At 71.5% G+C, this 12,577-nt stretch carries 9 protein-coding genes; 7 read left to right on the top strand and 2 right to left on the bottom strand.

The features are described from left to right. Window positions 1-64 precede the first annotated feature (64 nt). The 4 genes from M8J73_RS15940 to M8J73_RS15955 all read left to right on the top strand — a co-directional run bounded on the left by M8J73_RS15940 (window position 65) and on the right by M8J73_RS15955 (window position 4,762). Complete coding sequence (locus M8J73_RS15940; protein ID WP_055541061.1) at window positions 65-631, top strand: DUF4365 domain-containing protein; 567 nt, start codon at window positions 65-67, stop codon at window positions 629-631. Continuing rightward, on the top strand, window positions 628-1,854 hold the full coding sequence (locus M8J73_RS15945; RefSeq protein WP_249828741.1) for a hypothetical protein: 1,227 nt from the start codon (window positions 628-630) through the stop codon (window positions 1,852-1,854). Before M8J73_RS15940 ends, M8J73_RS15945 begins: the two co-directional genes overlap by 4 nt. A gap of 252 nt (window positions 1,855-2,106) precedes the next feature. Further along, window positions 2,107-4,083, top strand: a complete 1,977-nt coding sequence (gene thrS, locus M8J73_RS15950; protein ID WP_055538359.1) for a threonine--tRNA ligase — start codon at window positions 2,107-2,109, stop codon at window positions 4,081-4,083. Window positions 4,084-4,201: 118 nt separating this feature from the next. Continuing rightward, entirely contained in the window at window positions 4,202-4,762 is a 561-nt protein-coding gene (locus tag M8J73_RS15955) for an HIT family protein (protein ID WP_055538358.1), read from the top strand. 251 nt (window positions 4,763-5,013) lie between these two features. Here M8J73_RS15955 and M8J73_RS15960 read toward each other — a convergent pair whose 3' ends face one another. Together M8J73_RS15960 and M8J73_RS15965 are read right to left on the bottom strand one after the other, a co-directional pair. Then, window positions 5,014-6,684 (bottom strand): AbeC-like domain-containing protein, encoded by a 1,671-nt coding sequence (locus M8J73_RS15960; RefSeq protein ID WP_055538357.1) that lies wholly within the window; start codon window positions 6,682-6,684, stop codon window positions 5,014-5,016. A gap of 299 nt (window positions 6,685-6,983) precedes the next feature. Further along, a complete protein-coding gene (locus tag M8J73_RS15965) occupies window positions 6,984-9,182 on the bottom strand; it encodes an elongation factor G-like protein EF-G2 (protein ID WP_055538356.1) in 2,199 nt (732 codons plus the stop codon). Window positions 9,183-9,443: 261 nt separating this feature from the next. Here M8J73_RS15965 and pgsA point away from each other — a divergent pair, with 261 nt between their 5' ends. From pgsA to M8J73_RS15980, 3 genes are read left to right on the top strand one after another with little or no spacing between them, the layout of a single operon-like run. Then, window positions 9,444-10,196: a phosphatidylinositol phosphate synthase gene (pgsA, locus tag M8J73_RS15970; protein WP_079054784.1), complete on the top strand. Its 753-nt coding sequence runs from the start codon at window positions 9,444-9,446 to the stop codon at window positions 10,194-10,196. Beyond that, window positions 10,193-11,149 (top strand): phosphatidylinositol mannoside acyltransferase, encoded by a 957-nt coding sequence (locus M8J73_RS15975; protein WP_055538354.1) that lies wholly within the window; start codon window positions 10,193-10,195, stop codon window positions 11,147-11,149. The genes pgsA and M8J73_RS15975 overlap by 4 nt, the downstream gene beginning before the upstream one ends. Further along, window positions 11,146-12,306 carry a glycosyltransferase family 4 protein gene (locus M8J73_RS15980; protein ID WP_055538353.1) on the top strand — a complete coding sequence of 387 codons (1,161 nt, stop codon included), beginning with the start codon at window positions 11,146-11,148 and terminating at the stop codon, window positions 12,304-12,306. Before M8J73_RS15975 ends, M8J73_RS15980 begins: the two co-directional genes overlap by 4 nt. Window positions 12,307-12,577: the final 271 nt, after the last annotated feature.

Below are 12,577 nucleotides of genomic sequence, written 5' to 3' on the forward strand. Positions count from 1 at the left end.
GTACGGGTCTGCGCAGTTCAGGGGCTCGCACGAAGGAAGGACCTGTAGGGGAAGGCTGTTGGTCATGGCCATAGCGCAGCCCGAGCGGGGCGGGCTGCTGCCCGAGCACGCGGAGTCACACCGCGGCTCCCTCGCCACCACCGCCTGCATGGAGACACTGCAGGTGGGATATCTGCACGCGGTGGCCGCCGCGGCCGGCTGCTCGCTGTCCCAGCCCTTTCCGGACAACGGCATCGACTGGCACGTCAGCCACGGCTCACCCGGGCACACGGTCGACGACGAGGTCACCATCAAGGTGCAGCTCAAGGCCACCTACCAGGTCGCCCCCAACCCCTCCGGACGCACCTTCTCCTTCACGCTCGACAACGACCACCTGGCGAAGCTCGCCCGCACACCCGTCACAGTGCACAAGATCCTCGTCGTGATGATCGTCCCGAGATCGCGGGAGCAGTGGCTGCGGGCCGGCCACGACCGCCTCGACCTGCGGCACTGCTGCTACTGGATCAACCTCGCCGGACACCCGATCACCGGCCGGCACCGCACGACCGTGCGCATACCGACCTCGCGCATCTTCGACGACCGAGCGCTCTGCGAGATCATGACGCGGGTCGGAACGGGAGGCAGACCGTGACCCACGGGCCCATCGACCAGCCCCTACGCCCGGTACGGCCCCACCCCGTCGAACCCGTCTGGACCCAGCCGCCCGACCCCACCCGCGTCGACCCCGCCGTGCTCGGCGCCCTGCTGCTCCGGCACGGCTGGCAGCGGCGCGGCGGCGCCGCCGGACGCTACGGCCGCTGGACCCCACCGGGGCCCGGCGGAAGGGGCATGAGCCTGCTCGTCCCCGAGAACCGGGCCTTCCCCGACAGCGACGACCTGCTCGGCGAGGCGCTGACGGCCCTCTTCCGCAGCGGATCGCCGGCCGCACGCGACGTCCTGGTCGGCCTCGCCGTCCCCAGCGACGAGATCCGCTGGTGGCGGGATGTACCGACCGGACCCGTGGGCACCGCATCCTGGGCCGTCGAGGACCAACTCCGCTCCGCCGCGCGCCAGATGCTCCTCGCGGCGGCCCTGGCCACCCGCGCGCGAGCCGGCTACTACGGCGCACGCCACCGCCTGTCCGCCGCCGCACTCCTCGACGGCGTCCTCGTCGGCGCCGCACCCGGCGGCCGCAGCCTCACCGCCTTCGTGCCCGTCGCCGGCGGGCGCCCCCTCGCCGTACGCCTCCAACAGGCCCTGTACGCCACCCGCGAGGCCATCGACTACCAGCGCGCCACCGGCGGCATGGACGCCTTCGACGGCGCCGTGGAGGCCGGGGTGAGCCACGAGTTGACCGAGGCCCTCGTCGCCCTCGTCCGCGGCACCGAGGGCGCCCGCGTCGCCGTCGAGTGGGCGCCCGCCGCCGGGGTCCCCGAAGGCGGCACGACCCCGCCCGAACCCGTCGAGTTCTCACCCGGCGACCTGCCCGTGCTGCGCGAGGCCGGCGCCCGCTACCTTCGCGAGGAACCCTCCGTGCCGGTCTGCCTCACCGGGGCAGTGGTCCGGATGCGCCGGTCCGCCGCGCGCGGCGAGGGAACCGTACGGCTGCGCGTCCTCGCCGGGGCCGAGGTCCCGCACGTCCGGATGACCCTCGACGAGGAGGCGTACCGGATCGCGGGGCACGCTCATCTCGTGGGGCTGCCCGTACGGGTCCACGGACGGCTGGAGAGCCGGGGCGGCTTCCGGCGGCTCACCGACGCGGGCGGCGTCGCCCCCGTGGAGGTCGACGAGGCGGAGCGGGACCGCCTGATGAAGTCCCTCCAGGAGACAGCGGAGATCACGGCCTTCTTCGAGGAGGCGTGCGGAGGAGAGTGAGAGGCCCCTGCGGGGCGCAGACGAGCGAGAGCCCGCGCGGGGCGGAGACGAGTGAGAGCCCCCACGGGCGGGTCGCGGCGCAGACCCCCGCGGGGGAGCGAGCGGCGGCCGCGTCCGAGCCTTCGGCGTCCCTCGTCGGGCGACGGGGACCGGCGAGGGCGTAACCGTTTCGCAGAGGGCACCCCCGGCTCGGTACGATTCCTGTCTGCGTACGCGGACGCGTGCGCGACCACCATCAGGCAGGAGAGACCGGTGTCAGACGTCCGTGTGATCATCCAACGCGATTCCGAGCGGGAAGAGCGCGTGGTGACGACGGGCACTACGGCCGCCGACCTCTTCGCCGGCGAGCGCTCCATCGTCGCGGCCCGCGTGGCCGGTGAACTGAAGGACCTCGCGTACGAGGTGATGGACGGCGAGACCGTCGAGGGCGTCGACATCTCCTCCGAGGACGGCCTGAACATCCTGCGCCACTCCACCGCGCACGTCATGGCCCAGGCCGTCCAGGAGCTGTTCCCGGAGGCCAAGCTGGGCATCGGACCGCCGGTCCGGGACGGCTTCTACTACGACTTCGACGTCGAGAAGCCGTTCACGCCCGAGGATCTCAAGGCCATCGAGAAGAAGATGCAGGAGATCCAGAAGCGCGGCCAGCGCTTCTCCCGCCGCGTCGTCACCGACGAGGCCGCCCGCGAGGAGCTCGCGGCCGAGCCGTACAAGCTGGAGCTGATCGGCCTCAAGGGCTCGGCGTCCTCCGACGACGGCGCGGACGTCGAGGTCGGCTCCGGCGAGCTGACGATCTACGACAACCTCGACGCCAAGACCGGTGACCTGTGCTGGAAGGACCTCTGCCGCGGTCCGCACCTGCCCACCACCCGGAACATCCCGGCGTTCAAGCTGATGCGCAACGCCGCCGCGTACTGGCGCGGCAGCGAGAAGAACCCCATGCTCCAGCGCATCTATGGCACCGCCTGGCCCTCGAAGGAGGAGCTGAAGGCGCACCTCGACTTCCTCGCCGAGGCCGAGAAGCGCGACCACCGCAAGCTGGGCAACGAACTCGACCTGTTCTCCATCCCGGACGAGATCGGCTCCGGTCTCGCCGTCTTCCACCCCAAGGGCGGCATCATCCGCCGGGTCATGGAGGACTACTCGCGGCGCCGCCACGAGGAGGAGGGCTACGAGTTCGTCTACACCCCGCACGCCACGAAGGGGAAGCTCTTCGAGGTCTCGGGCCACCTGGACTGGTACGCCGACGGCATGTACCCGCCCATGCAGCTCGACGAGGGCGTGGACTACTACCTCAAGCCCATGAACTGCCCGATGCACAACCTGATCTTCGACGCGCGCGGCCGCTCCTACCGTGAACTGCCGCTGCGCCTCTTCGAGTTCGGGACCGTGTACCGGTACGAGAAGTCCGGTGTCGTGCACGGGCTGACCCGGGCCCGCGGCTTCACCCAGGACGACGCGCACATCTACTGCACCCGCGAGCAGATGGCGGAGGAGCTCGACAAGACGCTCACCTTCGTCCTGAACCTCCTGCGGGACTACGGCCTCACCGACTTCTACCTGGAGCTGTCCACCAAGGACCCGGAGAAGTTCGTCGGCTCCGACGAGGCGTGGGAGGAGGCCACCGAGACCCTGCGCCAGGTGGCCGAGAAGCAGGGCCTGCCGCTGGTGCCGGACCCGGGCGGCGCCGCCTTCTACGGTCCGAAGATCTCCGTGCAGGCTCGTGACGCCATCGGCCGTACCTGGCAGATGTCGACGGTCCAGCTCGACTTCAACCTGCCCGAGCGCTTCGACCTGGAGTACACCGGCCCGGACGGCTCCAAGCAGCGCCCCGTCATGATCCACCGCGCGCTGTTCGGTTCCATCGAGCGCTTCTTCGCGGTGCTCCTGGAGCACTACGCGGGCGCGTTCCCGGCGTGGCTGGCGCCCGTCCAGGCCGTCGGGATCCCGATCGGCGACGCGCACGTCGAGTACCTGCAGAGCTTCGCCGCGGAGGCGAAGAAGAAGGGGCTGCGCGTCGAGGTCGACGCGTCCTCCGACCGCATGCAGAAGAAGATCAGGAACGCGCAGAAGCAGAAGGTGCCGTTCATGGTCATCGTGGGCGACGAGGACATGAACGCGGGCACGGTGTCGTTCCGCTACCGGGACGGCTCGCAGGAGAACGGCATCCCGCGTGACGAGGCGCTGGCGAAGCTCGCCGACGTGGTGGAGCGCCGCGTCCAGGTGTGAGCCGCCCTCGCGGATGAGCGAGTGAGAAGGAGGCCCCCGGGGGTTCGGATCCCCGGGGGCCTCCGCTCGTCTGCCCCGCCCCGGCACCCGGCGACACGCCGAGAACGGACGAAGCCATATGCTGCACTGCATGACGAGTGAGCCGGAACAGCAGATCGGAGTGGGAACGCAGGACGCGTTCCAGCGCCTGTGGACGCCCCACCGGATGGCCTACATCCAGGGCGAGAACAAGCCGACCGGTCCGGGGGCCGACGACGGCTGTCCGTTCTGCTCCATCCCGGCCAAGTCGGACGAGGACGGCCTGATCATCCGACGCGGTGAGCATGTGTACGCGGTGCTCAACCTCTACCCGTACAACGGCGGCCACCTCATGGTCGTGCCGTACCGGCACGTCGCCGACTACACGGACCTGACCGTCCCGGAGACCGCCGAGCTGGCCGAACTCACCAAGCAGTCCATGACCGCCCTGCGCACCGCCTCCGGCGCGCACGGCTTCAACATCGGCATGAACCAGGGCACGGTCGCCGGCGCGGGCATCGCGGCCCACCTCCACCAGCACATCGTGCCCCGCTGGGGCGGCGACACGAACTTCATGCCGGTGGTGGGCCACACGAAGGTGCTGCCGCAGCTGTTGGCCGACACGAGGAAGATGCTTGCGGAGGCATGGCCCAGCGTGTGAGCCGGGGGCGCCTGTTCGTCTGCCAGGTGAGGGCGCGTGCGCGTCTGCGGGTGCGTGGGGCTTGTTCGCGCAGTTCCCCGCGCGCCTGAAGGGAACGGGCCTGCGGCCCGCCCTTCATGAGAAGCACGGGGCGCAGCCCCGGCCGCTTCTCAGGGGCGCGGGGAACTGCGCGAGAAACCACGACGCACCCGCACCCGCCGGCGAATCCGCACCCCCGACCCACCAGGCGCCCGCCCAAGCGAGCGCAGCGCTCACGCGTCGTAGACGTCCGCCTTACGCGGCGTAGGATCCTGCACCGCCCCGCTGAGGAACGCCGAGCGGGAGCCGAACTTCTCCGTGTCCACGCCGTTCTCCGCCAGCACCTTGATCGCGGCGTTGTGGACGACCCGCAGCACCGGCGTCGCGGCGCGCAGCGCGTCGTCGGCCATGAACCGGTGCCGCCACGGCTGATCCGCCCAGGCGTGCCGCAGACCGAACGGCTCCGGCAGGCCGATGGAGCCGCCGAGCCAGTTGAGCAGCGGCGGGTACCAGGTCAGCGGGGCACGCGCGGCGAGCCGTACGACCTCGTCGGCGTCGACGAGGGGGAGCTTGACCTTGCGGGTCTCCCAGAACCTGACCGACTTCTGGACTTCCTTCTCCTTGGCCGCCGGCCCGGTCGTGAACAGACCGTGCACCGGACCCAGGGCGTGCCCGGTCACCTCGATGCGGAGCGTCTGGTGCAGGACGGTGACCGTCACCAGCATGGTGATGATCAACTGTCCGTCCCAGAGCGTCCACTGGACACCCAGGTAGTGCCGGTTGCCGCTGCCGAAGTGCTGCTTGTTGCAGATCTCCTGTATGGCGTGCGTCTTGTACTGGTACGCCTCGACGTCGGTGCCGTCCGGCCGGGCCACGGCGCCGGCGCCCTCACCGATGGGGCTGACGATCCAGTGCTTGATGGAAGGGGCCGTGAAACCACCCGTGTTGAGTGGGGTGCGCTCCAGCATCCGCAGCTGGTCGTGGATGGCCCGTATGACGTCCCAGCTGCGGAACGGGTGGATCTCCTTGCCGGACTCGGCGGGCACCAGGTCCTCGGCGAGCTGCCAGCTGCCCCACCGGGTGCCCATGCCGAGGATGCCCTTGGGGCCGGCGTAGAAGACGAGGTTGGAGCGCTGCTCGGCGCTGAGCCGGGCGAGCTCCTTGCGCAGCTGCTCTGCCTTGGTCTCGCCGGGGCTGCCGGGCACGGCCTCGGGGACCTTCGCGCCGATGCCGCCGCCGGACAGCAGACCGGACCAGCGGTCCCGCAGGTCCTGGGCGGTGCGCTCGCAGATCTGCTTGGCCCAGAACCAGCCGACCACCGGCAACACCACGCACGCACGCGCGTACCAGGCCCAGAAGCCGTCGAACGGCATCCTGAGCAGGAAGATCACCGCGAGCGCGCCCACGGCGACGAGCAGGGTGGTGCCGAGCGCACCGGCCCGCTTGTCCTCACGCTTGGCGATCGTCGTGCGGATCTGGAAGACCAGCAGCCACAGCAGCAGGCCGGGCAGGAAGAGCAGGCCGCACAGGACCATCACCGCCGACAGCCAGTTGTCGCGCTCCCGGCGGATGTTGGTCGCCGCCAGGCAGTGCTCGACGACGACCTGCGGCTCCATGCCGAAGGACTGGATGAGCGGATTGCGGCCCGCGCCGACCATGCGGTCCCGCACCGCGAGGGAGAACGCCTCCCCGAGGTTCGGCCGGAAGATCGTCGCCCACTTGCGGCCGGGTTTCACCGAGGACTTGTGCCACTCGTTGTTGGCCTTGAGGATCTCGTCGACCTCGTTGTCCCGGTAGGCCGCGGACGCCAGGGCGTACGTCGCCGCCGTCTGTCCCGCGGTGCCCGTCAGCGGGACCTGTGCCCCGGGAGTGAAATCGAATTCGTCCGCCACCGCCGCCCCCATCGCCGCACACTCGCTCCTGCGGCTCTTCCCGACTTCCGTGCTCCGCACACCTGTTGATCAGGTCATCACCCGATCCGGAGCTGATCAAGCCCCACTTGTCGATCAGGTGATCAGCGTATCCGCAGCGACGGACATCGCGCGGCGCGAAGAACGGACATTCACGGAACCCACCGGCCCTGCCCTCCCGCGCGGGCGGACGGGGCCCCCGGCACCCGTCGGCGGGCGGCCGCAGCCGCCCGCCGACATGCCGGCAGTCCCTTCCGCCGAACCCGAACCGTCAGTGCTCCCTCAGCGCTCCCTCAGTTCTCCTTCGCCCGTTCCCGAAGCCGCTCGGCCACCTGGGGCGGCATCGGCTCGTGCCGGGTGTAGCGGCGGCCGAAACGCGCGGTGCCGTGGGAGAGCGAACGCAGATCGACGGCGTAGCGGTCGATCTCGATCTCGGGGACCTCGGCGCGCACCAGGGTGCGCCCGCCGCCCGCCTGCTCCGTGCCCACGACCCGTCCGCGCCGTCCCGACAGGTCGCTCATGACCGGGCCCACGTACTCGTCGCCGACCAGCACCGACACCTCGGCCACCGGCTCCAGCAGATGGATCTTCGCGTCGGAGGCCGCCTCGCGCAGCGCCAGCGCGCCCGCCGTCTGGAACGCGGCGTCGGAGGAGTCCACCGAGTGCGCCTTGCCGTCCCGCAGCGTGATCCGCACGTCGATGAGCGGATAGCCGGCCGCGACTCCCTTGGCGGCCTGCGCCCGCACACCCTTCTCGACGGACGGGATGAACTGCCGGGGCACCGCCCCGCCGACGACCTTGTCCACGAACTCGATGCCCGAACCGCCGGGCAGCGGCTCCACGTCGATCTCGCAGATCGCGTACTGCCCGTGCCCGCCGGACTGCTTCACATGGCGGCCCCGCCCGGCCGACTTGCCCGCGAACGTCTCCCGCAGGGAGACCTTGTGCGGGACGACGTCGACCTGGACGCCGTACCGGCTGCGCAGCCGCTCCAGCGCCACGTCGGCGTGCGCCTCGCCCAGGCACCAGAGCACCACCTGATGGGTGTCCGGGTTCTGTTCGAGCCGCATCGTCGGGTCCTCGGCGACCAGTCGGGAAAGGCCCTGGGAGAGCTTGTCCTCGTCGGCCTTGCTGTGTGCCTGGATCGCGAGCGGCAGCAGCGGGTCCGGCATCTCCCACGGCTCCATGAGCAGCGGGTCGTCCTTCGACGACAGGGTGTCGCCGGTCTCCGCGCGGTTCAGCTTCGCCACACACGCCAGGTCACCCGCGATGCAGTGCGTGAGGGTCCGCTGCTGTTTGCCGAAGGGCGCCGACAGGGCGCCGATCCGCTCGTCGACGTCGTGGTCCTCGTGTCCCCGGTCGGCGAGCCCGTGCCCCGAGACGTGCACCGTCTCGTCGGGGTGCAGCGTCCCGGAGAAGACCCGCACCAGCGAGATACGGCCGACATAGGGGTCGCTGGCCGTCTTCACGACCTCGGCCACGAGGGGGCCGTCCGGATCGCAGGCCGCCCCGATCTCCCGCGGCGCGCCGTCCGGCGTCGTGACCGACGGGGCCTCGCGCTCCAGAGGCGTGGGGAAACCGCCGGTGATCAGCTCCAGCAGCTCGACGGTGCCGATGCCCTGCCGTGCGCCCTCGGCGGCGGGCGCCGCGGCCAGCACGGGGTGGAAGACACCGCGGGCGACGGCCCGCTCCAGGTCGTCGATGAGCGTCTTGACGTCGATCTCCTCGCCGCCGAGGTAGCGGTCCATGAGGGTCTCGTCCTCGCTCTCCGCGATGATCCCCTCGATCAGCCGGTTGCGCGCCTCCGCGATGTCCGGCAGCTGCTCGGGGCCCGGCTCGGACTCCTTGCGCTCCCCGGACGCGTAGTCGAACAGCTTCTGCGACAGCAGGCCGATCAGCCCGGTCACGGGCGCGTGCCCGTCCGGGCCCTGCGGGCCGTGCAGAGGCAGGTAGAGCGGCAGTACGGCGTCGGGGTCGTCCCCGCCGAACGCCTCCGCGCAGATCCGCGTCATCTCCTCGAAGTCCGCCCGCGCGGCCTCCAGATGCGTGATCACGATCGCTCGCGGCATGCCGACCGCCGCGCACTCCTCCCACACCATGCGGGTCGAGCCGTCGACGCCGTCGGAGGCCGAGACGACGAAAAGGGCCGCGTCCGCCGCTCGCAGACCGGCCCTGAGTTCCCCGACGAAGTCGGCGTATCCGGGGGTGTCCAAAAGATTGATCTTGTACCCGCCCCATTCCACGGGTACCAGGGAGAGCTGCACCGAGCGCTGCTGCCGGTGCTCGATCTCGTCGTAGTCGGAGACGGTGCCGCCGTCCTCCACACGGCCCGCCCGGTTCACGGCTCCCGCGGTCAGCGCGAGAGCCTCCACCAGAGTCGTCTTGCCCGATCCGGAGTGGCCGACCAGCACCACATTCCGTACGGACGCGGGGTGGTCGGCCGCCGTAGCCCTGCCGGCGGCCCCGGGGTGTGTGTTTGCCTTGTCGCCCATGGTCCTGCCTCCCGTGCACGGTGAGGTCACTGTGGGCGCGGACACGCGAGGGCCGCGTGCGGTGGCGGCTCCGGCGACGCCCGCGGTCCTTCGAGCTTTCCACTCCCGTCACGGTGCGTCCATACGACGGACGTGATCCCTCCTCCCGCGCAGGTGGGGCGCGGTGGTGGTCGGCCGCGCCCCCGCCGCGCCACCGGTGCGTTCAGGACAGGACACGGCAGGCCGATGCCCGACGGCCGCCCGCGCACACCCGTGGCTACGATGGGCCAGCCGACGGTCAGCAGGGGCCGCCCGGCGACACCGACCCTCGGGAAGGCCATGCTGAACAAGTACGCGCGTGCATTCTTCACGCGTGTCCTCACACCGTTCGCCGCGTTTCTGATCCGCAGGGGCGTCAGCCCCGACACGGTCACGCTCCTCGGCACCGCCGGAGTGATCGCGGGCGCGCTGGTCTTCTACCCCCGGGGCGAGTTCTTCTGGGGCACCGTCGTCATCACGCTGTTCGTGTTCTCGGACCTCGTCGACGGCAACATGGCCCGCCAGATGGGCCGTTCCAGCCGCTGGGGCGCCTTCCTCGACTCCACGCTCGACCGCGTCGCCGACGGAGCGATCTTCGGCGGCTTCGCCCTGTGGTACGCGGGCGGCGGCAACGACAACGTCCTGTGCGCGGTGTCGATCTTCTGCCTGGCCAGCGGCCAGGTGGTGTCGTACACCAAGGCGCGCGGCGAGTCGATCGGGCTGCCGGTGGCGGTCAACGGCCTAGTGGAGCGCGCCGAGCGCCTGGTGATCTCGCTGGTCGCCGCCGGTCTCTCGGGGCTGCACAAGTTCGGCGTGCCCGGCATCGAGGTCCTGCTGCCGATCGCCCTGTGGATCGTCGCCGTCGGCAGCCTCGTCACGCTGATCCAGCGCGTGGTCACCGTGCGTCGCGAGTCCGCCGAGGCGGAGGCGCAGGCCGCCGCCGCGGCGGACACGGCTCCGGAGGACTCCCCGCGCAACAGCGAGGCGACCTCGTGAGCGGTCTGCAGGAGCGCCTCACCGACGGGCTGTACGGCCTCGGCTGGGGCACCGTGAAGAAGCTGCCGGAACCCGTCGCCGTCCGCCTCGGCACCACGATCGCCGACGCCACCTGGAAGCGGCGCGGCCCGCTCGTCCGCCGCCTGGAGTCCAACTACGCGCGCGTGGTGCCGGACGCGAGCCCCGAGCGGCTCGCGGAGCTGTCCCGCGCGGGCATGCGGTCGTACCTGCGCTACTGGATGGAGTCCTTCCGGCTCCCCGCCTGGAGCGAGCAGCGGATAAGGACCGGCTTCGCCGCCGAGGACCTCCACCACCTCACCGACGGCCTCGCCGCCGGTCGGGGCGTCATCCTCGCCCTGCCCCACCTCGCCAACTGGGACCTCGCCGGCGCCTGGGTCACCACCGAGCTGAAGACCCCGTTCACGACGGTCGCCGAGCGCCTCAAGCCCGAATCCCTGTACGACCGCTTCGTCGCCTACCGCGAGGGGCTGGGCATGGAGGTCCTGCCGCACAACGGCGGCACCGCCTTCGGCACGCTGGCCCGGCGGCTGCGCGACGGCGGCCTGGTCTGCCTGGTCGCCGACCGGGACCTGTCCGCCTCCGGCGTCGAGGTCGACTTCTTCGGCGAGCCGACCCGGATGCCCGCCGGACCGGCCCTCCTCGCCCAGCAGACCGGAGCCCTGCTCCTGCCGGTCACGCTCTGGTACGACGACTCTCCCGTCATGCGGGGGCGGGTCCATTCCCCGGTCGAGGTACCCCAGTCAGGTACCCGCGCCGAGAAGACGTCTGTCATGACACAGGCGCTGGCGGATGCCTTCGCCACCGGCATCGCCGACCATCCGGAGGACTGGCACATGCTCCAGCGCTTGTGGCTCGCGGACCTCGATCCCACGAAGGATCCTGAGAGGACCTCCAAGGAATCCTCCGAGGACCCCGAGAAGGGACGCCCGTGAGGATCGGCATCGTCTGTCCCTACTCCTGGGACGTACCCGGGGGAGTCCAGTTCCACATCCGTGACCTGGCCGACCATCTCATCCGCCTCGGCCACGAGGTGTCCGTCCTGGCCCCCGCCGACGACGACACGCCCCTGCCGCCGTACGTGGTCTCCGCGGGCCGCGCGGTCCCGGTGCCCTACAACGGCTCGGTGGCCCGCCTGAACTTCGGGTTCCTGTCGGCGGCCCGGGTGCGGCGCTGGCTGCACGAGGGCACGTTCGACGTGATCCACATCCACGAGCCGGCCTCGCCCTCGCTCGGCCTGCTCGCCTGCTGGGCGGCCCAGGGGCCGATCGTCGCCACGTTCCACACCTCCAACCCGCGGTCGCGGGCGATGATCGCCGCGTACCCGATCCTCCAGCCCGCGCTGGAGAAGATCAGCGCGCGCATCGCGGTGAGCGAGTACGCCCGCCGTACCCTCGTCGAGCACCTCGGCGGCGACGCGGTCGTCATCCCGAACGGCGTCGACGTCGACTTCTTCGCCCGTGCCAAGCCCAAGCCCGACTGGCAGGGCGACACGCTCGGCTTCGTCGGCCGTATCGACGAGCCCCGCAAGGGCCTGCCCGTTCTGATGAAGGCGCTGCCGAAGATCCTCGCCGAGCGTCCGCAGACCCGGCTGCTGGTCGCCGGGCGCGGGGACGAGGAGGAGGCCGTGGCCTCGCTGCCCGAGGAACTGCGTTCGCGCGTGGAGTTCCTCGGCATGGTCAGCGACGAGGACAAGGCGCGCTTCCTGCGCAGCGTCGACGTGTACGTCGCCCCCAACACCGGCGGCGAGAGCTTCGGCATCATTCTCGTCGAGGCCATGTCGGCGGGAGCCCCGGTGCTCGCCTCCGACCTCGACGCGTTCGCCCAGGTCCTCGACCAGGGCGCCGCGGGCGAGCTGTTCGCCAACGAGGACGCCGACGCGCTCGCCACCGCCGCCGTACGCCTCCTCGCCGACCCCGCCCGCCGCGCCGAGCTCCGCGAACGCGGCAGCGCCCATGTACGCCGCTTCGACTGGTCGACGGTCGGCGCGGACATCCTCGGCGTCTACGAGACGGTCACCGAGGGCGCGGCGTCGGTGGCGGCGGACGAACGGATCGGCCTGCGGGCACGGCTGGGTCTGGCCAGGGACTGAGACGGGGGTCCGGTAACCGGGCTCCGGCCCGCCAGGCGGGCGGGATGGCGGCCGCGCCGCGCCGGTGGGGCAACCCTCGGCGGCGGTGCGTGCGGGCCGGGGGCTCTGAAGGCCTGGGCTTCGGGTGGGTCCGGCGGGCGTGCTCGGCAGCCGAGCCCTCCCGGCGGGCGAAGTCGCGGTGCCGCGGCCAGGAGAGGGCCCCTCGGCGGGACGGCCCCGGCGGCGGCACGGGCTGGTGCCCGTACGCCGGGCCTCGGGCGGGCCGGGGCGG

This window comes from Streptomyces neyagawaensis, assembly GCF_023516595.1.
Classification (GTDB): domain Bacteria; phylum Actinomycetota; class Actinomycetes; order Streptomycetales; family Streptomycetaceae; genus Streptomyces; species Streptomyces neyagawaensis.

Bases quoted from the DNA above. Each gene is read 5' to 3' on its own strand.
- M8J73_RS15940 (WP_055541061.1), top strand. From the start codon at position 65: ATGGCCATAGCGCAGCCCGAGCGGGGCGGGCTGCTGCCCGAGCACGCG.
- M8J73_RS15955 (WP_055538358.1), top strand. From the start codon at position 4,202: ATGCTGCACTGCATGACGAGTGAGCCGGAACAGCAGATCGGAGTGGGA.
- M8J73_RS15960 (WP_055538357.1), bottom strand. From the start codon at position 6,684: ATGGGGGCGGCGGTGGCGGACGAATTCGATTTCACTCCCGGGGCACAG.
- M8J73_RS15965 (WP_055538356.1), bottom strand. From the start codon at position 9,182: ATGGGCGACAAGGCAAACACACACCCCGGGGCCGCCGGCAGGGCTACG.
- pgsA (WP_079054784.1), top strand. From the start codon at position 9,444: ATGGGCCAGCCGACGGTCAGCAGGGGCCGCCCGGCGACACCGACCCTC.